Annotated in this window: 13 protein-coding genes; 3 read left to right on the plus strand and 10 right to left on the minus strand. The window is 74.3% G+C overall.

Features of this window, described 5'->3' with window-relative positions; genetic code table 11:
• Positions 1 to 49 precede the first annotated feature (49 nt).
• Positions 50 to 223, plus strand: a complete 174-nt coding sequence (locus tag ACZ7H1_RS31415) for a thiazolylpeptide-type bacteriocin (RefSeq protein WP_007268044.1) — start codon at positions 50 to 52, stop codon at positions 221 to 223.
• A 90-nt stretch (positions 224 to 313) separates the two neighbouring features.
• On the opposite strand, the gene ACZ7H1_RS31420 is transcribed toward ACZ7H1_RS31415, so the two are convergent.
• The 10 genes from ACZ7H1_RS31420 to ACZ7H1_RS31465 all read right to left on the minus strand — a co-directional run bounded on the left by ACZ7H1_RS31420 (position 314) and on the right by ACZ7H1_RS31465 (position 16,699).
• Positions 314 to 2,275: a TOMM precursor leader peptide-binding protein gene (locus ACZ7H1_RS31420; RefSeq protein ID WP_470791214.1), complete on the minus strand. Its 1,962-nt coding sequence runs from the start codon at positions 2,273 to 2,275 to the stop codon at positions 314 to 316.
• Positions 2,272 to 3,027 (minus strand): ABC transporter permease, encoded by a 756-nt coding sequence (locus tag ACZ7H1_RS31425; protein WP_470791216.1) that lies wholly within the window; start codon positions 3,025 to 3,027, stop codon positions 2,272 to 2,274. Before ACZ7H1_RS31425 ends, ACZ7H1_RS31420 begins: the two co-directional genes overlap by 4 nt.
• Positions 3,024 to 4,040: an ABC transporter ATP-binding protein gene (locus ACZ7H1_RS31430; protein ID WP_470791217.1), complete on the minus strand. Its 1,017-nt coding sequence runs from the start codon at positions 4,038 to 4,040 to the stop codon at positions 3,024 to 3,026. Before ACZ7H1_RS31430 ends, ACZ7H1_RS31425 begins: the two co-directional genes overlap by 4 nt.
• 68 nt (positions 4,041 to 4,108) lie before the next feature.
• The gene (locus ACZ7H1_RS31435; RefSeq protein WP_470791218.1) at positions 4,109 to 5,233 is read right to left on the minus strand and encodes a M50 family metallopeptidase; all 1,125 of its coding nucleotides are present in this window, start codon (positions 5,231 to 5,233) and stop codon (positions 4,109 to 4,111) included.
• Positions 5,230 to 6,315, minus strand: a complete 1,086-nt coding sequence (locus ACZ7H1_RS31440; RefSeq protein ID WP_470791220.1) for a lantibiotic dehydratase C-terminal domain-containing protein — start codon at positions 6,313 to 6,315, stop codon at positions 5,230 to 5,232. The genes ACZ7H1_RS31435 and ACZ7H1_RS31440 overlap by 4 nt, the downstream gene beginning before the upstream one ends.
• The gene (locus ACZ7H1_RS31445; RefSeq protein ID WP_470791221.1) at positions 6,303 to 9,059 is read right to left on the minus strand and encodes a lantibiotic dehydratase; all 2,757 of its coding nucleotides are present in this window, start codon (positions 9,057 to 9,059) and stop codon (positions 6,303 to 6,305) included. The genes ACZ7H1_RS31440 and ACZ7H1_RS31445 overlap by 13 nt, the downstream gene beginning before the upstream one ends.
• Positions 9,060 to 9,072: 13 nt before the next feature.
• On the minus strand, positions 9,073 to 10,632 hold the full coding sequence (locus ACZ7H1_RS31450) for a SagB family peptide dehydrogenase (RefSeq protein ID WP_470791223.1): 1,560 nt from the start codon (positions 10,630 to 10,632) through the stop codon (positions 9,073 to 9,075).
• 41 nt (positions 10,633 to 10,673) lie between these two features.
• Complete coding sequence (locus tag ACZ7H1_RS31455) at positions 10,674 to 12,608, minus strand: TOMM precursor leader peptide-binding protein (protein ID WP_470791224.1); 1,935 nt, start codon at positions 12,606 to 12,608, stop codon at positions 10,674 to 10,676.
• Positions 12,598 to 14,880 (minus strand): TOMM precursor leader peptide-binding protein, encoded by a 2,283-nt coding sequence (locus ACZ7H1_RS31460; protein ID WP_470791225.1) that lies wholly within the window; start codon positions 14,878 to 14,880, stop codon positions 12,598 to 12,600. Before ACZ7H1_RS31460 ends, ACZ7H1_RS31455 begins: the two co-directional genes overlap by 11 nt.
• Before the next feature lie 109 nt (positions 14,881 to 14,989).
• A complete protein-coding gene (locus tag ACZ7H1_RS31465; RefSeq protein WP_470791226.1) occupies positions 14,990 to 16,699 on the minus strand; it encodes an AfsR/SARP family transcriptional regulator in 1,710 nt (569 codons plus the stop codon).
• A gap of 534 nt (positions 16,700 to 17,233) precedes the next feature.
• Here ACZ7H1_RS31465 and ACZ7H1_RS31470 point away from each other — a divergent pair.
• Positions 17,234 to 18,607 carry a S8 family serine peptidase gene (locus ACZ7H1_RS31470; protein ID WP_470791227.1) on the plus strand — a complete coding sequence of 458 codons (1,374 nt, stop codon included), beginning with the start codon at positions 17,234 to 17,236 and terminating at the stop codon, positions 18,605 to 18,607.
• A 24-nt stretch (positions 18,608 to 18,631) separates the two neighbouring features.
• Positions 18,632 to 18,898 carry a hypothetical protein gene (locus ACZ7H1_RS31475; protein ID WP_470791228.1) on the plus strand — a complete coding sequence of 89 codons (267 nt, stop codon included), beginning with the start codon at positions 18,632 to 18,634 and terminating at the stop codon, positions 18,896 to 18,898.
• Positions 18,899 to 19,031: the final 133 nt, after the last annotated feature.

Below are 19,031 nucleotides of genomic sequence, written 5' to 3' on the forward strand. Positions count from 1 at the left end.
GGCGGGCACAGCACAAGCCGGTGCCGGCCCCGCACCAGAAGGAGTCATCATGGAGAAGTCGCCCCTCGCCTCGCTCGCGGACGAGATCCTGGAGCTCGAGTCCGAGACATTCGAGATCTCCGACTACTCGGACGCCAGCGAGGTCGTGCTCGCCGGTTCCACGAGCTGCAGTTCCACCTCGACCTGTTCCTCGACCACCAGCACCACCTCCTGCTCCGCCTGACCCGAACCGTCAGTCAGGCCGCAGACACGCGGATGCCCCGGCCTCGCCCGCGCGAGGACCGGGGCATCCGCCCGTGAAGGCACCCGGCCCCTACGGGAACGGGTGCGGGACCCAGCGGATGTCGGCGTCGGAGAGGTCGGTCGCCCGCAGCCCCGCCCGCCTCGGCGCGCTCCGCAGCCGGGGCAGGTACGGCGCCCGCTGCCGGGACCAGCCGAAGTCGATCGGCAGCAGCCCCGGCACCACGGCGCACACCGTGTGCAGCCCGATCCGCCGCTGCTCGGGCGTGGTCTGGTCGACGACGATCACGTCGTGCCCCGCCCGCACCAACTCGTCCACGCAGCACTGCAGATCGTCCCGGAGATCACCGGTGCGCGGCCGCCCTTGCCCGGTCCAGGACCGGTACACGTCGTCCATCGCGCGCACGGCCACCGGCTCCCGGTAGGGCCGAACGTGCTCCGCCATCGCGGGCAGCCCGTACAGCTGGGCGTGGTCCTTCAGGTGCAGCACACGGCTGAAGTCCCCGGCCATCGCCTCCAGTTCGCCCCGGCGCTCCTCGACCTGCCGCGGCAGGTGCGGAATGTACGTGAGCACCTCCGACAGCGCCGCCTCCACGGCCGCCGCCGGATCGAGCGCGGCGCCCGCACCGAAGGAGAACAGCCCCGGGCCGCCGTCGCGCCGCACCGCGAGCCCGGTCACCACCGGCACCGCCAGATCGATGCGGTTGTCGAAGGCGTGCACGTCGTACCCCTGGAGCGCCGCCCGGTCGGCCATCGTGCGCACTGCCGTCCCCGGCACCGTCGCCAAGTCGATCTCGGTCAGCGGCAGTCCGCCGTACCAGGCGATCAGGAACGCGTCCCGCTCGACGAGTTCGAGCAGCGCGCCGAGCAGTGCTTCCTCCGGGCAGCTGCCGATCGCGCAGCCGTTGGAGCACTCGAAGACGAAGTTGTCCGCGGCGAGCCCCGCGCTGTAGTGGACCAGCCGGGCAGGGACCAGGACGGGACGGTCGTCGCGCAGCGAGTGCCCGTACACCCACGGGATCGGCCGCTGCGGGTCGAAGGGGGACACCAGCGGGTCGTCGCGGTAGGTCTCGGGGGCGTAGAACCCGCACTCTGCGGGGTCGAGCGCCCGCTCGCCCAGTTCGGAGTACGAGGCGGTGAGCAGCGTGTTCCCGGTGCGGCGGTGGGTTCCGGCGTACCGTTCCAGCCCCTCCAGGTAGGCGAGGTCGCGGCTCGCGCCGAAGCTGTTGGCCTGCCCGCTCCACGTGACGTCCGTCAGCCCCGCGTAGCCCCGCATGAAGACGCTGCCCGCTACCGGAGCGGTGGTCGGCGAGGTGACGTTGAGCCAGGTGCCGCCGCCGAGCACCCCGGTCACCGGATTGGCCAGCGCCGCGTACGGCATCGGGTACGAGGACGCGGCCCGCAGCCGTTGAGCGCCGGGGTCGGGCTTGGGCCGGGACGCGGGAGCGAAGCGCCGCGGCGCGTCGGTGCCCCGCGGGCCGCAGTCCGGGCACAGCGGATCGGCCAGCAGCGGGTACGTCCGGATCCGCAGCGTCTCCAGTTCCAGCCGGGACACCTGCGGCAGCGCCCGGTCGGCCTCCGCGCCCGCCGGTGCACCCACCCGGCCGCCGTGGACGGCCTCGTGCAGCGCGTGGACGGCGTCGTGGACGTACGGGGCCAGCCGCGGCCACTCCGGACCGGCGGGCGTGCCCGGTCCGCTGCCGGTCTCCAGCGCATCGCGCTCGCTGCGGCTGCGCAGCCGCTGGCGGCGCATGGCCAGGCACTGGCCGCAGGCGGGCGCGGTGCCGTCACCGCCCCACGGGCCGACGAGCACCTCCCGCGCACTGAGGTGCACGGTCGCGCCCGGCCGGACCGCGGCGAACGGATCGGCGGTGCGCGGCCCCAGGGCGTCGTGGACGCCCAGGGTCACCACGACGGCGCCGAGCGGCTCCAGTACCCGGGCGAGGTCGCGCCGGGCGGCCTCCAGCGGAGTCCCGTCGGGTGCGAGCGGGCGTACCGGCGGGCGTACGGGCGGGCGTGCGGAAGCCGTCGTCATGTCCGGTTGCTCCAGCGGAAGGTCTTCAGTCCGATCGCGCCGAAGACGACGGCGAAGCCGATCAGTGCCGCGCATCCCGTCCAGATGGCGGTGAGGGAGCCGGTGCCGGTGAGCGCGCCGGTCGCGGCGTCGTTGAGGTAACGCAGGGGCAGCGCCCGCGAGACCGACCGGAGCCACGACGGCATCATGTCCAGCGGCAGGAACGAACCGGACAGGAACGCCATCGGCACCATCAGGCAGTTGGCGATGGCGGCGACGGCCTCCGGGGTGTTCGCGTACGTGCCGACGATCACGCCGATGGCGAGGAACGCCGTGATCCCGAGCACCAGCGCGGGCAGCACGAGCGGCCAGCGCCCGTCCAGGACCAGCCCGAAGCCGGGGAGCATCGCGACCGCGATGAACACCGCAGCCTGCACCACGCCGACGGCCAGGGCCAGTACGTACCGCGAGGCGAGCACGGTCGTCAGCGGGGTCGGCGTCAGCCGGATCAGCCGCAGCAGGTCGTCGCGCCGCCACTGCATCAGCGTGAACGCGATGCCGAAGACCGCGGCGTTCGCGACGCCCCACGACATCACGCCGGGCGCGATGTACGAGATGTACGGGCGGCCGGTCTCCTCCACGTCCTGCCCGCTGAAGATCAGGCCGAAGACGACCAGGAAGAGCAGCGGGAAGGCGAAGGTGAAGAAGAGGGTGGCCTTGTCCCGGACCTGCGCCCGGTAGCCGGCGACGGTCAGGGCCGTGTATGCGCTCATGCCTGGTGCTCCGTCTGCGTGGGGAACCCGTCGTGGGGTCCGGGCTGGGCTCCGGGCCGGGGTCCGGCCGGGTGGCCGTCCTCACGCCCGGGGTGTGCGGCGCCGGTCAGTTCGAGGTAGACGTCCTCCAGCGTGGCCGTACGGGTCATCACCCCGTCCAGCCCGGTGAGCGCGTCCACCGCCTGGAGCACCTTTCCGGTCGCAGCGGTCTCCAGCACCAGCGAACCGCCCTGGAGGGTGGCCCGGTCCACGCCGGGCAGCGCCGCGGCCTGCTCGAGGCCGATCCGGCCCACCGGCAGCAGCAGGCGCGACGGCGCCCCGGCCGCGGTGACCAGCCGGTGCGGCGAGTCGAGGGCGGTGAGCCGGCCGCCGACGAGGATCGCGACGCGGTCGCACAGCGCCTCGGCCTCGTCGAGGTGGTGGGTCGTGTAGACGATCGTGCGGCCCTCGCTCTTGAGGGCGCGCAGCACCTCCCACAGGTCGCGGCGGGCCTGCGGGTCCAGGGCGGCCGTCGGCTCGTCGAGGAAGATCAGCTCGGGGCTGTGGACGAGGGCGGAGGCGATGGCCAGGCGCTGGCGCTGGCCTCCGGAGAGGTTCTCCACCAGGACGTCCCGCTGCCCGGTGAGCCCCACGCTCTCCAGCGTGCGGTCCGCGGCCGCCGGGTCGCAGCGGTACAGGCCCGCGACGGTGACCAGGTGCTCGCGCGCGCTCTGCCGTACGAAGAACGCCGAGGCCTGGGTCTGCACCCCCATCCGGGGCAGCAGTGCGGTGTTGCGGGGCCAGGGGCTCTGGCCGAGGACGCGCACCGTGCCCCCGTCTGCCTGCCGCAGCCCCTCCATGATCTCGACGAGCGTGGTCTTGCCCGCGCCGTTGGGGCCGAGCAGCCCGAAGAACTCGCCGCGGCGCACGTCGAGGGACACCCCGTCCACCGCCCGGCGGTCGCCGTAGCGCTTGTGTACGTCCTGGACGGCGATGGCCGGTGAGTCGGGCGGCTGGGTGCTGTCAGTTGTCATGGGTCGTGCGTCCCTCTGTGTCTGTCTCGGGACCGGCGGTGGAGTGCCGGTGGTTCGGGGTCGGGGGGTCAGGTGGCGACGGCGTACCAGACGGCCCCCGTGAGGCCGGCCGCCAGCAGCAGGACGAGGACGGCGGAGCCGATGCCGTATCCGAGGTAGAGCCGGCGCGCCCGCGGCGGGTACGCGGCGGCGGCTGCCCGGTCGCGCATCCGCAGGCGCAGATACCCCGAACTGGCGGGTGCCAGCCGTGTCACGCGCAGGCCGTGGCCGAGCATGGCGTAGCCGTCCAGCGGCGGCAGAGGGATCAGGTTGACCAGCGCCTGCGCACTGCCGAGGAGCAGCAGCGCGGCGAGTACCCGCCGGGTCGGGTCGCCGTCGGGCAGCGCGGCCCACCAGCCGAAGAACGGCAGCAGGAACAGCAGGTTGGCGAAGGCGCCCGCGGAGGCGACCACCAGCTGGTGCCGACGGCGTGCCAGGAAGCGGTAGTTGTCGACGGTGCAGTACATGATGGCAACGGGAAGCCGCCAGCGCAGCCCGATCTCGCCGACGGTGCCGCCGACATGGCGGGCCGCGACGCCGTGCGCGAACTCGTGCAGCGCCGTGCTCAGCCACATCAGCGTGGCCACCGCCGTCAGGGGCACCGGATGGCGCAGCAACCACCCGAATCCGTCGGCCAGTTCGCGGAACGACAGGGCGAGTACCGCCTCCATGGCGAGGCAGCCGAGCAGCAGCACGCCGAGCACCGCGGGATGCAGCAGCGGCCGCAGCGCGCGGTGCAGCCGGGCCGTGGTGGCGTCGGCGTCCGCGACCAGACGCAGCGTGCCCCGCAGCAGGGTGCCCTCCAGCGGCTTGCCGGGCGGCGCGGGTACGGGTGGCGGCGGGCCGCCGGCGAGCAGCCGGCGGGTGCCGAGCAGGCCCAGCAGCTGCTGCCAGTTGGCCTCGCCGAGCCGCCGCCCGAAGGCGTGTCCGTACTCGGCGCCGATCTCGGCCAGGCTGCGGGAGCCGTCCAGACGCGAGACGAGGAAGTACTCCTTGGGCCCGATCTCGAACGACGCCCCGGACACCGGGTCCTTGACCAGGTGGACCGTCGCCGGCCCGTCGAGCAGCGGCGCGGACAGCAGGACCTCCGGCCGTAGCGCGGGCCGGTGCCCCAGCAGCCCCGCCGGGCCCGGCGCGGGGGAGGGGCCGGTCACGGGGCGACCGCCGCGCCCTCGGTCCGGCCCGCGCGCTCGCGCAGCACCCGGCCCAGCAGATGGGCGAGGTACGCCTCGTCGCGGATGGTGACGTGGAGCCGGTTGTTGGTCATGTGCATGTACGGGGAGAGCAGCAGTGGCAGGGCCTCGGCGGGATCCGTCACCTGCTCGTCGCGGGTGCCGTCCCAGGAGCGGAAGACCAGGTCACCGGCGACGGCGAGCGCCTCGGCGCGCTCGCGCAGCTCCCGGCAGTGCTCCGCCCACCCGGCCAGGAAGGCCGGGAGCCGGCCGGTCTCCCCGGAGGCGAGCGCCTCGCGCACGGCGGCGAAGCGGCGGCCGAGCCCGGGGGCGGTCTGCCCGTAGGTCCGGTCGTACTCCTCGGACCCGATGAACCCGGTGCCCGGAAAGGCCTTGTGCCAGAACTCGTAGTACCGGTCGAGGTATCCGGCGAGTTCCTCGCGCTCCGGCAGGAAGACGCCCGCCATGACCATCATCAGCTGCGCGGAGGTGCCCAGCAGGACGGTCCGCAGGTGCAGGTTCATGCGGTGCAGGGCGTCGATGACCAGATCGCTGGAGCGGGCGAAATGCCATTCGGCCAGTTCGACGCCCGCGGGGCCGCCGTACTTTCCGAATTCCGGCTCGTACGCCTCCCGGGAATACGAATTGTTCGGCCGCAGGTTCATCCGGCCGTCGGGGCCCATGAATGCGGCCCGGTCGCCTTCCGGGAATTCTATGTCGAACAGCGTGTTGTAGAACTCGTTGAGGAATCCGGAGTCGACCTCGTACAGCGCCGGGCGGGCCTTGAGGAACGCCGCGACGGCCTCCTCGGCGCGGCGCCGCACTTCGGGCCCGGCCCCGGGCGTGGCCGGGCGCAGCCGCAGCCGCACGTGCGGGCCCTCCAGCCAGTAGTTGATGAAGAAGTGCCCGGCGAGCAGCCCGTCGGCGGTGAGCCCGGCGATCAGCGGCCGGACGCACTGCACCAGCAGGGGCTGCGGGTTGGCGGCGTAGAAGACGTGCAGGGCCTGCCAGTCGCCGCGGGTCTCCGGGCGTGCGCCGGTGGTGGACGGGGTCAGCTCGGACATCGCGTGCCGCCTTCCTGGTCTCGGGTGGTCGTGGTGAAGGTCTCGACGGCCAGTTCGGCGACGTGGGCGCCGCGCGCCGAGTGCACGTGCAGGCCGTCGGGGTCGGGGAGCATCTCGCGGAAGACGACCCGGTGCGCCGGATCGCGCAGCAGCGTCTCGAAGGCCGCGAGCGACAGCAGGCTCGCGAAGTCGACGTACTGCGGTTTGGCCCCCGCGGCCGGGGGACCGGCCGACACGGTCGCGAACACCTGCTCCGGCAGGCCGTGCGTGCGGCGCCAGCGCTGCCAGTCGAGGAAGTGCCCGGCCTGCTGCGCCCCCTGGACGGGCAGCGTGCCCGCCGTGGTGGTCCAGCTGCGGCGGCTGAGCACGACGTCGCCGTGGACCACCCGGGGCCGCGAGGTCACCCGGTCGCGCGCAGGGCCCTCCGGTACGCCCGCCCACACGTCGAGCGGCGACATCGACGACGGGGACAGCAGCAGGAGCGTGCGCGGGATCGCGGGCAGCGCGAGCGGTACCAGGTAGCCGAGGTAGACGGGGATCACCTCGCAGCCGAGCCGCCGTGAACGCAGGCCCACCCGCCCGGTCTGCGGCACGTGTTCGGCGTACAGGTCGTCCAGGAACAGCCGGCGTTCCGGGGGGAGCGTGCCGCTCTCGCCGGGGCACACGATCTCGTAGTCGGTCAGCCGGCCGTGCAGGTTGAGGTTGGTCGTGACCGGCCCGCCGGTGACCTCCGCGAAGACCGCACCGGGCGGGGTGACGCGGCCCGCCGCGGCCCGCAGCTCCCCGGAGAAGCCGGTACCGGTGCCGCCCGGCTCGTCGTACACGTGCGTGAAACGGCTGAAGGGGAAGGACAGCCCGCCGTACGAGCGGTTCAGCACGGTCAGCGGGGTGCCGTCGGCGGGATCGCGGGCGAACTGGAGGTGGTGGCAGCGCGGCGCGAAGTCCGGTGCCACCGGCTCGAGTTCCGCTGCGACGGCGTCCAGGTCCGGCCCGTCGAGGCGGAGGACGTCTGTCCCCGCGTCCGATCCGTGCACATCCCCGTACGCCGCCCAGGCCTGCCGCATCCGGCCGATGAAGGCCCGGCGCGCCGAGTCCAGGGCCCGGATGCCCGGCAGACCGAGCCAGTTCTCCTCGGGAACGTACTCGCCGCGCTCGTCGAGCGGCTTGCGCCGTGCGGTGAAGGACAGGTACTGGTCGAAGAAGTCCTCGTGGAAGTCGTGCACCAGCCCCAGGAGGTCGTCGCAGCGGCCGCCGGCGCCGTACCGCGCGGTGAAGAACCCCTCGAACGTGATCCGCTGGGCCAGCGTGAGGTCGAAGGCCGGCAGGATCCGCTCGACCGAGCGCAGCGCGGCCCAGTCCCGGGGCGGACACGGCAGCTCGCGCCCCGCGCTCACGTCCTCGTACAGCAGGGTCTGCGGCAGGGCCGCGTCCGGTGCGCCCAGTTCCTCCTGGGCGCGGTGCAGCCCGCTGCGCAGCACCCGCAGCAGCCCGGCCCGCTCCGCGTGCCCGGCCGACGGGTAGCCCTCCAGGGCCGCGGCGGGCGCTTCGAGCAGCGCGGCGAGCCGGTCGGCCCAGGGCCGCTCCAGCGCGGCCAGCGACTGCCGGAAGGACCGCAGCGGGTCCCCGCTGTGCACCTCGGTGTCCAGGCAGGGCACGCGCACCATGCCGAGCTGGAGCAGGGCGGAGACGTACGCCTCGCAGTCGGCGGGGTCGGCGCCGTGCTCGGCGGCTAGCCAGTCGGTCAGCTCCCGGTGCCGCAGTTCGGGCTGCTCGGCGAACAGGCCGAGGAGGCGGTCGAGGGTGCCGCTGCGGCGCAGGAAGAACAACCGGTCCTTGACCGCGTCGAAGGTGACGGCGGCCGCGTCGTCGCCCGCGGTGACCGAGCGCCGCACGTAGCGGATCCGGTCGTCCTCGCGGCCCCAGCCCGAGGCCAGGCGCAGCGGCAGGTCGCGGCGGCGCGCGGGATCGGCCAGGATCAGCTCCGCGAGCCGCGCGAGGACGACGACGTTGAGCCGCACGTGGCTGCTCCACGCGTCGGCCACGCGCATCCCGTCCGTCCCGGCGCCGTCCGTCCCGGCGCCGTCCGTGAAGCGGCCGGTCGCCACCGCGGTGAAGGTGCTGAACGGGCTCGTCTTGCAGGCCGTGCGGTACACGTACGACAGGACCGACCGCTCCGCCTTGCGGGCCCGGCCGTTCGGCACGCCCTCGGCACGCGCGTACCCGTCGAGCTGCCCCTCGAGCACCGGAGAGGCCAGCAGCAGGCCCAGCCGCAGCCGGTCGTCGGCCACCAGCTCACGCAGCGCGGCCCGGTTGCGCGCCAGGTCCGCGGTGAGCAGCGGCGGCCCCTCGGCCAGCAGCTTGTCCAGCAGCCGGCGCCGGTGCAGCCAGCCCGCCAGGTGCTCGGCGGCGGCCTCGTCCACGGCCGCCACGGCCTCCACGGCCGTCTCCGTCGACGCGTCCGGCCGGGCCGGCAGCCGGTCGTTGTGGATCTGGCGGCGCAGCCGCAGCAGCGCACGGCGCTGGGCCGCACCCGGCCCGTCGGGCGCCGGATCGGTGGCCCCCACGGCCGCGTGGAGCACGTCGCCCAGCCGCTCGGCCCCCTCGCGCAGCCCAGCCTCGGCGGTGAGCACGTCGGCGGCCCAGCGCCCGGTGTCCGGGACGCGCAGGGCATCGACCGCGGACAGCGGAAGCCCCGCGACCCGCAGCATGAAGCGGTCGCCCGCATGCCACTCGGTGGTGTTCATCGTCCCGCTCCCTTCAGGCTATTTCGTGACGGAAGTCGGCCGGCTGCGGGCGCTCGTGGCCCAGCAGCATGATCAGCAGGGGTGCCTCGTCGGTCCCGCTCAGCCCCAGCTCCTCGGTGTACGAGATGTTGTCGAAGCCCAGTGCCACGCCCGCGCCCAGGCCGAAGGCCGCGGCCGTGGTGTAGAAGGTCTGCGCGACGGCGCCGATGGCGCCGCCCACCAGCCGGTAGCCGCGGTCGCCCACCGCGTCGAGCACCGCCGTGGTGCGCACCGTCGGAACGATCACCGCACCGGCCTGCTCCAGGTTGTAGTTGGACAGGAAGTAGTTGCGCTGGAGGAAGGGGCCCGGCGGACCCGGCTTCACCAGCCGCAGGGTGTGCGCGGCCGGATCGTAGGCGTACGCACCCGGGGCGATGCCCTCGACGTGGTTGACGAAGGCGTACAGCGAGGTGAGCGGCGGGCCGCCGGGGCGCTCGGCCTCCGTGCCGTACCCGGTGGCCGCGCAGTCGGCCAGCGCGGCGGCCAACTGCCCGGCGGCGACCGGGCGGGAGGCGTCGAATCTGCCGAAGCTGCTGCGGCGTTCGCGCAGGGCCCGCCCGGTGGCGGCCGGCGGCTCTGGCGGCACCGGCAGCGGCAGCGGACCGGCGCCCCGCGGCGGGAAGGCGGCCGCCGCGTCCAGCGCGCCCGGCGCCGGCCGGTCGGCCGACCGCCCGGTGGTGGCCTCGTGGATGCGCAGCAGCGTCTCGAAGACCAGCACCCGGCGGGAGCGTTCGACGTCCCGGTGCCGGACCGCGGCGTCCGTGCCGCCCCCCGCCCCGGGCGCCGGCCCACCCTCCCAGGCCAGCGGCACGACCGCGAAGACGCCCTCCTCCTCGGGCGCCACGCCCAGCAACCGGGCCAGGCGCTCCTCGTCGAACCACAGCACCGGGTCGATCCGCAGCCCGTACTGCGCGGCCCACAGCCGCCAGGTCTGCACGAGCGCGCCCACGTCCATGCTCACGGCGTGGAAGGAGAAGCTGTTGTACTTGAACGCGTTCTGCCAGTACTTGACGCCGAGCACGAGGTACTGCGTCGCCTCCGCGGCCGCACCCGCCCCCGGGCCGAGGGCCGCGCGGACCTCCCCGGTGACGTCGCCCGTCAGCAGCCGCCGCAGCCCGTGCTGGTGCGGCGCGTAGTGGTAGAGCCCCGGCGCCAGCGGCCCGCCCGGCCCGGCCGCCCAGTGGATGCCCACCGGGTAGAGACCGCCGCCCGACGCGCTGCCGCGCGACCAGTTCGCGTGCGTGTAGTGCGGCAGCGCCGCCAGGTCGGTGTTCGCCTGGACCGCGAGCCGCCGCCCGGTAAGCCCGTACGAGTCCCGCAGCATCCCGGACAGCAGCGGCAGGGTGAACCCGGGCACGGACTGCTGCGGACACGGGTGCGGCGGCTGCGTCACCGGCAGCGGGAGCGTCTCGGCATCCGGATGGAACTTGGCCTTGCGGGGCCGGTCGGCCCAGTCGGGTACGAAGTCGACGGGCTCCATCGGCACCCGGCCGCGGTGCATGATCTCGTGGGCGTAGACATGGGCGTAGCCCATGGGTCCTCCTGCGTGGGGGTGGGACGCCGGCGGCGGCCGGGTCAGGGGAAGGGGTGGGGGGCCGGGTTCAGATCGCCGGGCTCCAGCACGCGTGCGCGCAGCCCGGCGGTGAACAGCGCCGTCCGCATCCGCGGCATGCCGAGCGCCCGCTGCCGGGACCACCCGAAGTCGATGGGGAGCAGCCCGGGGACGAGCACGCTGACGGTGTGAAGGCCCAGGGCCCGCTGCTCGGGCATCGTCTGGTCGACGACCACGACGTCGAAGCCCTCCGCCGTCACCGCCGACACGCACCGCTCCAGGTCGGTGCGCACGTCGTCGGACACGGCCGCACCCTGCCCGTCCGGCCATTCCAGCTCCGCCACGGCCAGCCGCCGCCCGTCGCCGTGCGGGCGCAGCAGGAACTCCGCGTGCCGGCCCATCTCCGGGACCCCGTACACGAGCGGGTGGTCGTGCAGCGCCGTGACCAGGCTGAAATCGGCCGCCATGGCGCGCAGCCGGGCTTCGTCGCGCTCCGTGCGCCCGGCCAGGTTGACGGCGTCCGTGGCGATCTCGCACAGCGCCGAGTCGAGGGCCGACTCCGGGTCGAGACCCGCACCCGCACCGAAGCACATCCGGCCGGGGCCGCCGTCGAACCGCTCGGCCACCGCCGTCACCACGGGGATCGGGAACGTGATCCGGGTGTCGAAGAACCGGGCCCGGTAGCCGTACATCGCCAGCCGGTCGACCATCGCACGCGTCGACGGCCGCGCACTGCTCGCCGGGTCGATCTCGGGCAGCGGCTGCCGCCCGTACCACGTGAGCAGGAACGCGTCGCGCTCCACGACCTCCATCAGCCCGAAGTACAAGGCCTCGGCCGTACTGCCCCCGGAGGCGCAGCCGTTGGAGCTCTCCTGCACGAACCGGTTCTCCAGGCCGGGCGCGTGGTAGTACGTCAGGATCTCGGGCACCAGGCGCGGCACCCGGTCGCGCAGCGACCAGCCCCACACCCACGAGATCTCCCGGTCCGGGTCGAAGGGACGCACGCGCGGGTTCGCCCGGTGGAACGCCTCGCTGTACAGGCCGACCTCCCGCGGGTCGACGGCATCGGCGCCGAACTGTTTCAGCGAACCGGTGACGCTCGTGGTCCGCGCCCGCGCCCGCATCCCGGCGTAGCGCTCCAGCCCCTCCAGCACCCCGACGTGCGCACTGCGCGCGAAGGAGTCCGTGTGGCCGCCCCAGAACGTCTCGCGCAGGTACTCGCCCGAGCGCATCGAGAAGCAGCCGATGGTCGCGGACGTGGAGGTCGAGGAGACGTCCTGCACGAGGGAGGGCCCCAGCGCCCCGCACAGCGGGTTGGCGAAGGCCGCCACGTCGATGCCGTACGACTCGACGGGACGGGTACGGAAGACCCCGGGCCGGTACTTGGGCGCGGGCGGCAGCTCCAGGACGGCCCCGCCGGCGGTGTCCTCCTCCGGGGCGGCGCACGCCGGACACTCGGGGTCCGGGACCAGGGGGTACCGGCGCACGCAGCCGCTGCGCAGGTCCAGCAGCCGGACCTCGGGAAATCCGCCGGCGGCCACCGGAGCGCCGGGCCGGGGCTGCGCGGCCGCGGCGACCACGGCAGCCAGCGCCCGGGCGGCGAAGGGGTGCGCGTACGGCCAGTCGCCGGCGGGCCGCGTGCCGCCGCCGAGCTCCAGGGCGTCCCGGAGCGCGACGGACCGCACCGCCTGCCAGCGGCGCTCCAGGCACCGGGCACAGCCGCCGGGCGGCCCGACGACCGCCTGGTGGCCGTACAGGTGCACGGGCACGGCAGCGCTCTCGCCCGTCCCGGGGGCGGGCCGGGTGAAGGCGTCCCCGAGCCCGAGGACCGACAGCGTCACCGGGGGACCGCCGAGCGCCCCGAGGGCGCGGCCCAGCAGCGCGGTGAAGCGGGCCGCAGCGGCCGCACCGAGCGCAGTGGCGACCTCGGGACCGGCCGTGAGCGGATCAGTGGTCATCGCCCGGCTCCTGGGCACGGGTGAGCAGCACCCTGACGGTGTGCAGCCCGGCCGAGGCCAGGTCCGAGGACCCGGTGGGAACGGCGTAGGCGTCACGTCCCGCCGCCCGCAGCCGGTCCAGCACCTCGGACCAGCCCGCGGCCACCGCGCTGCCGTCGGCGGGCTGTGCATCGGCGGAGACGGTGAGCGTGCGGGCGTCGAGGTCCCGCAGCAGCGGATCACCGGTGTCGGCCGGCGCGCCCGGGGCCGCGGTGTCGCGGTCGTTGTGCTCGTACTGCACGGCGCCCAGCAGGTCCCGCAGTGCGGCCGCCGTCGCCGCCTGCCGGTCCAGGCCGGCGCCCACGGCCCAGCGTGCCCCCGCCCGGGCGAGCAGCACCTGCACTCCGGAGCGCGCGGCCTCGCCGAGGTCGAGGAGCTCGACGGCGAGCCCGAGGCGCTCCGCCGACCGCACGAGGAAGGCGAGCTCGGCATCGCCCGTCCTGCCCGTCTCGTCCGTCCCAGCTGTCCTGCCCGTCCCGGCTGTCTCGTCCGCGTCCGTCGGCATCGGGACGGGCGAGGCCGCGGCCCCGCGTACCGTCCGCATCAGTGCGTCGTGGGCGAGCGCGGACAGCAGGCCCGCGGCGGCCGCATCGGCGGGGGAGGGTCCGGCGCCGGCACCGGCGCGGGTGCGCTCGAACAGCCGGTCGCCGTTGTGCGGCCCGAACGGGCGGACCGCGCCCGCCGGAACCAGCGCCGGTTCCTTCGTGACGAGCGAGACGGCCTGCTGCCAGGCGGTGGCCGCGCCCGGCAGACCGGACGCGATGGTCAGCGAGTGCTCCGCCACCGCCCCCTCGGCCCGCCCTGCCAGTCCGCGCGCAGGCACGACGTGCTCGGCGTAGACGACGGCCGCGGCGTCCAGTGCCCGCATCCGCGCCCCGGCGACGTGGTGGACGTCGAAGGCAGCGATCGCCCGGGGACCTGCGTGTCCGATGCCGAGCTCGACCACGCTCAGCTTCAGCGGGATCTGCGTGAGCGGCTCGTCGGCGTAGCGCGTGAAGACGCCCGCGTACGGACGGACCAGCGCCGAGCGCCGGTTCAACTCCTCCACCAGGGCGTCCGCTTCGCGCGCGGTGTCCAGGGTCGGCAGGGCGGGTGCCCCGGAGGTGCCCGCCGCGGCGAGGTCCACGGGCGCCACTGCCTCCCGTCCGGCCTCGCCCTCGCCCGGGGCGCAGAACGGGCACCGCGGGTGCGTGAGCAGCGGCTCCGCCGTGACGTCCAGCGAGGCCAGGTCCTGCACGATCACCTGGCCCGCGGTCTCGGCGGGCAGGGCTCCCGAGGTGGTGCGGAAGACCTCGTACGCCAGCAGGTTGCCGATCATCGCGGCCAGCGGCCGCCCCGGCTCCGGGCCGGCGGCCGCGGGACTGCCGGGCAGGGCCAACGCGCTCCACAGTTCGGCGGCGGCGCCGGAGTCACGGCCGGCGGCGGCACCGAGCCGGAGCGCGGCGCAGGCCCAGCAACCGGGCGTGCCGTGGGCCATCAGGGGGCCGATCACGGCGTCCGAGCCGTACGACCACGCCGGCAGCAGGGTGCGGCCGGCGGGGATCCCGGCGCGCAGCAGCGGCAGCAGCCGGGCGGGCGCGGTCCGGCCGCCGGTGACGACCACGAGGTCGTAGTCGGACAGTTCGGCCCAGGAAGGCTCCCGGCCGGTGGCGGGCGTGCGGAGTTCGACGGGACAGCCGTCCGCGACGGCCTCCGAGACCTCCGCTTCGAGCTCCGCGGCGTCGGGGCCCGCCGCCACGCCGACGACCGCGCAGCCGTTGCGTATCAGGCTCGAGGCGCACCAGCGGGCCACGTCGTCGTCGCCGAGCACGGCCACCCGTGTCTCCCGGAAGCGCAGGAACCGCGCCTCGGCGTCGTCGGAGTAGTGGTCGGCGTACGCGATCTGCGGGGCGTACCGGCGCGCGACGTCCGGGGCGAGCGCGACCTGCCCGGCGGGGTTCTCGGCGGGGGCGGCCACGGGGCGGGCGAAGTCGCGTTCGTACAGGGTCCGGACGAGTTCGCCGACCATCGCCTGCTGTGCCTCGCCGAGGCCCCGGCACAGGTCGGCCACCGAGTGCTCGCCGGTGAGGTGGGGGACGATCAGCGTCGCGAAGCGGTACGCGGACTTGGCCGTGAGGCGGAAGCCGCCGTCCGCGTTGTGGAACAGCACGCCGTCCGGCGTCTCGGTGAAGAGCACGTCCCGGCGGATCCGGGGACGGGTCGCGGCAACGGCTTGGTAGCTGGCGTGAGCCATGGGGACACCCCTGGGTGCGGTCTGGGCGGGATCGGGGAGGAAAGCTGACGCGGGGGAGGGGGAGGAGGAGAGGGGCAGGGAGGGGTTGGGGTGCTGCGGGCCGGGAGGGTCAGCGCGGTGCTGCCGCGGCAGCCGTCTCGTACGTGCGGACGTGCCAACGCGCGTAGATGCGAAGGAAGTCGTGGAGGCGGTAAGGGCCGGGCGGCCCGTCCTCCAGCAGACCCGTCTCCACGAGCTGTTCGAGTACGGACTCGCCGGCCTCACCCGACAGGTCGCCTTCCGGGGCGAGGCCGCCCAGCCGGAGGAACGCCTGCCGCAGCGGCGGAGCCAGTGCGTCGAGCGCCTGCCCGAACACCACCGGCACCGAGAGCCGGTCGTCCTCCGCGAGGGCCAGCCGCGCGGGGGGATCCTCGGCGAGCCAGGCCGCGCAGTGCGCGACCGACAGGCCGGGCCGGGTCAGCAGTCGTCCCGCGGCGATCCGCAGGGCGAGCGGGAAGTGGCCGCACACGGAGGCCAGTTCGCGGGCCGCCGAGGGCTCGGCCGCGATCCGCTCGGTGCCCACGAGCCCGGCGAGCAGGCCGTACGCCTCGGCAGGCCCGAGCACGTCGAGCCGGTGCACCGCGCCGCCGTGCGTGGCGACCACGGCGGCCAGGTCGCGCCTGCTGGTCACGACGACGGAGGCGTCCCCCGCCGCGGGCAGCAGCGGCAGCACCTGCCAGGCGCCCGCCGCGCCGTCCAGCACGATCAGCCGCCGGCCGGTGCCGGGCGGCGGCAGCAGCTGCGCCGCCTCCTCGACGGCGACCGCCGTCCCGTCCGGCCGGGACAGCTGGAGGGTGAACACCCCGCCGGGGAAGTCCGATTGAACCTCGTGGGCGGTCTGCCGGGCCAGTGCCGACTTGCCGATGCCCGGGGCCCCCGAGACGACGACCAGGCGCGGGCCGTCGGCGGAGGTGAGCCGCGCGGCCATGGCCCTGCGGTCGCCCTCGCGTCCGGCGAAGGCGGGAACGGGCAGCACCGCCCCGGCCGGTCGGGCCCGGACGGCGGGCAGTGCGGGAACCTCGGCGGCGGTTGCCGTCCGGGGGGCGGGCTGCGGCCGGGCGGGCGCCAGGTCCTCGGCGCGCAGGATGGCGAGCTCCAGCCGCCGCAGTCCCGCGCCCGGGTCGATGCCCAGTTCGTCCCGCAGCCGGTCGCGCACCGTGCGGTACTCGGCGAGCGCCTCGGCCTGCCGCCCGGTGCGGTAGAGGGCCTCGATGAGCTGCTCGGTGAAGCGCTCGCGCACCGGGTGCCGACGTGCGCTCTCGTACAGGTCGACCAGGACCTGATGGCAGTTACCGGCGGCCAGTTCGAGGTCGCAGACCCGCTCCAGAACCCGCAGCCGCTCCTGTTCGAGCGCGGGGACCGCGTCCTGCTGGAGCATGCGCGAGGCCACGTTGGCGAGTGGCTGGCCCTGCCAGAGCGTCAGCGCCTCCCGGAGCCGGTAGAGCTCCTCTCCCGCTCCGGCCGCCGACCCGGCCTCGGCCGTGAGCGTGCGGAAGAGCACGAGATCGAGGGTCTCGGTGTCGTTGTGCATCCGGTAACCGCCCGGCACGGCCTCGATGGTGGTCGCGGATATGCCGTACTTGGCGAACAGCCGGCGCAGCCGGAGCACGCACGTCTGCAGTGCGGCGCGGGCGGTGGCGGGCGGTTCCTCGTCCCACACGGCACGCAGCAGGTAGTTGGTCGAGACCACGGTGCCGGGATGCAGCAGAAGTGCGGCGAGAAGACTGGTCGGCTTGGACGGTTTGAGAACGACGGTTTCGGGGCCGTGCGCAATGCTCAAAGGCCCCAAAAGCTGGAACCGGATGATTGATCCCCCGTGTCGGGACACGCATTCCCCCAATAGGGAGCGTGGCGGGGGCGGTGGTCTGCCGGTTCTGCGGGCCCGTCACACGCCGGAATTAGTCCGGACCAAGCCTGCAGTCGCTGTCCGCCCCCCGTTGGGCGGTGAATAACTGGAACACTACATAACGGATCTTGCATAAGTCGAGCCGGTGGAAGGCCTATTCGACACCCGCCGGCCGTTTCTCCCTTCTCTGTGACCTGGACGCTTCGGGGAGTTACCGCCGGTCCGTCAAAACCGTTCAGCCGTAAACGAATTACGGTGGCGGCGCCATCCAAGCGCGATGTCGTGATCCAATTAAGGTGCATATCGCGCCACTGATATGGCCGATCCTCACCCCGTCCCGGAGTCGGGGAACTACGCGCTCCGGCACCGGGCCGGGCTGGGCCGTTCGGCCGCACCGACGTGCGGTACCGCGATACCGGAACGAGCATGGGACGGGCGCCTGGATCCCGTCCCCCCTCGAGGAGAAACATGCGTGTCCTGATTCTGATGCGGCCCGAACGCGATCTCGTGGAAGCAGTCACCAACCCGCAGCTCACCGCGACGACCAGGGACGTCGCAGGGCGGATCGCCGGCGTGGACCTGGACGACTCCTTCACCCCGGTGGCGCTGCCCAGGCCGCTGCCGACCACGAGGGACGGCGATCCGCTGTCCCTGGAGCAGCCGCTCCGGTTCTCCATGGCGCCGCAGGACGCCAGCGTGATGGTCCGTGGCGAGATCCACGACTTCGACACCGCCGCCAGGATCGCGATGCTGGCCGTCGCCAACCCGGACATCGTCGGCATCGCCGCAGACCCCGTCATCCAGGGGACGCCCACGTGCGGCGGAGACGCCCCCGTCGGCGACTGGCAGGAAGTGCAGGGCCTCCTCGCCGAGCTGGGCGCGGACAACCTGGACGGTTCCGGTGTCGCCCTGGCGATCACCGACACCGGCATCAACACCCAGCACCTGAGCAGCGAATTCGGCCGCCCGATCACGGTCGACGCGGCGCGGAGCTGGAACCCGCCCGGAGTGAGCGGACGGCCGGGCCGGTTCCCCGTCGACCACGGAACCATGTGCGCCTTCGACGCGCTCATCGCCGCGCCCGAGGCGACTCTGCTCGACGTGCCCGTGCTGCTCTCGGAGAGCCACGGCCCGACGCTCGTGAGCGGGCTGCTCTCGGACGCGGTGGCGGCCTACTCCCACCTGTGGAGCCTGCTGGAGACGATGCCCGAGGACAAGAGGGCCCTCGTCGTCAGCAACAGCTGGGGCTCCTACTCGCCCCGGTGGGACTTCCCGCCCGGTCACCCCGGGAACTACTCCGACAACCCCGGCCACCCCTTCAACCTGATGGTGACCGCCCTGGAGAGCGCGGGAGCCGACGTCCTGTTCGCGGCGGGCAACTGCGGCCGCGACTGCCAGGACGGCCGCTGCGAGTACCCCGACCGGCCCATCGCCGGCGCGAACTCCCACCCCAAGGCGCTGTCGGTCGGCGGGGTCGACACCCGCGGCGACCGGGTCGGCTACTCCTCGCAGGGCCCCGGACGGCTCAGCAGCCGCAAGCCGGACATCTGTGCGTACACGCACTTCGAGGGCTCGCACGCGTTCGGCGCGAACGCACCGGACTCCGGCACCTCGGCCTCCTGCCCGGTCGCTGCGGGCGTCGTCGCCGCCGTACGCACCCAGTGGCCCGCCAGCGTCCTCAAGCCGAGCGAACTCCGCATCCTGCTGCGCCGGACCGCCGACGACCTCGGTGCCGCGGGGTTCGACCACGACCACGGGTACGGGGTCATCAACCCACCCGGGATCATGGACGCGCTGCGCCGCCGCAAGAAGAACGGCCACCGCGGCCGAAGCCGCCGCTAGTCACCCCCGTACCGGAGGAGACCGATGACCGGCGACGAGCCCGTCAACCCCCTCACCGTCACGCTCCCGCCGGGGGCCACGCTCGACGACGCCGTGCAGCAGCTCGGCCTGTCACGCGAGGAGGTCGACACCGAGTACGGCCTCGTCGACCTGCACAACGGCACGTACACCCTGCTCGTCACCGCCGCAGCCGCCGAGCGCGTGCGCGGGGCGGGCGAGGCCGAGGGGCCCTACGCCAACCCGAGGATCGAACCGTACGGGCCGCCCCGGCCCCGTACCGACCGCGGCTGACGCAGGGCAGCACGGGGGGGGGGGGGGGGGGGGGGGGGGTGGGGCCCCCCCCCCCCCCTGGCCGGGGCGAGGGAGAAAGAAGAGGCGTCGGCAACAAAAAAATCCCGCCCGTTCCGCCCAAGGGGAGGGTCGC

Source organism: Streptomyces sp. NPDC037401, assembly GCF_055602345.1.

Excerpts from the sequence above, each read along its gene's own strand:
- ACZ7H1_RS31440 (WP_470791220.1), bottom strand. The coding sequence starts at position 6,315 with ATGTCCGAGCTGACCCCGTCCACCACCGGCGCACGCCCGGAGACCCGC.
- ACZ7H1_RS31450 (WP_470791223.1), bottom strand. The coding sequence starts at position 10,632 with ATGGGCTACGCCCATGTCTACGCCCACGAGATCATGCACCGCGGCCGG.
- ACZ7H1_RS31445 (WP_470791221.1), bottom strand. The coding sequence starts at position 9,059 with ATGAACACCACCGAGTGGCATGCGGGCGACCGCTTCATGCTGCGGGTC.
- ACZ7H1_RS31430 (WP_470791217.1), bottom strand. The coding sequence starts at position 4,040 with ATGACAACTGACAGCACCCAGCCGCCCGACTCACCGGCCATCGCCGTC.
- ACZ7H1_RS31460 (WP_470791225.1), bottom strand. The coding sequence starts at position 14,880 with ATGGCTCACGCCAGCTACCAAGCCGTTGCCGCGACCCGTCCCCGGATC.
- ACZ7H1_RS31475 (WP_470791228.1), top strand. The coding sequence starts at position 18,632 with ATGACCGGCGACGAGCCCGTCAACCCCCTCACCGTCACGCTCCCGCCG.
- ACZ7H1_RS31455 (WP_470791224.1), bottom strand. The coding sequence starts at position 12,608 with ATGACCACTGATCCGCTCACGGCCGGTCCCGAGGTCGCCACTGCGCTC.
- ACZ7H1_RS31470 (WP_470791227.1), top strand. The coding sequence starts at position 17,234 with ATGCGTGTCCTGATTCTGATGCGGCCCGAACGCGATCTCGTGGAAGCA.
- ACZ7H1_RS31415 (WP_007268044.1), top strand. The coding sequence starts at position 50 with ATGGAGAAGTCGCCCCTCGCCTCGCTCGCGGACGAGATCCTGGAGCTC.
- ACZ7H1_RS31425 (WP_470791216.1), bottom strand. The coding sequence starts at position 3,027 with ATGAGCGCATACACGGCCCTGACCGTCGCCGGCTACCGGGCGCAGGTC.
- ACZ7H1_RS31420 (WP_470791214.1), bottom strand. The coding sequence starts at position 2,275 with ATGACGACGGCTTCCGCACGCCCGCCCGTACGCCCGCCGGTACGCCCG.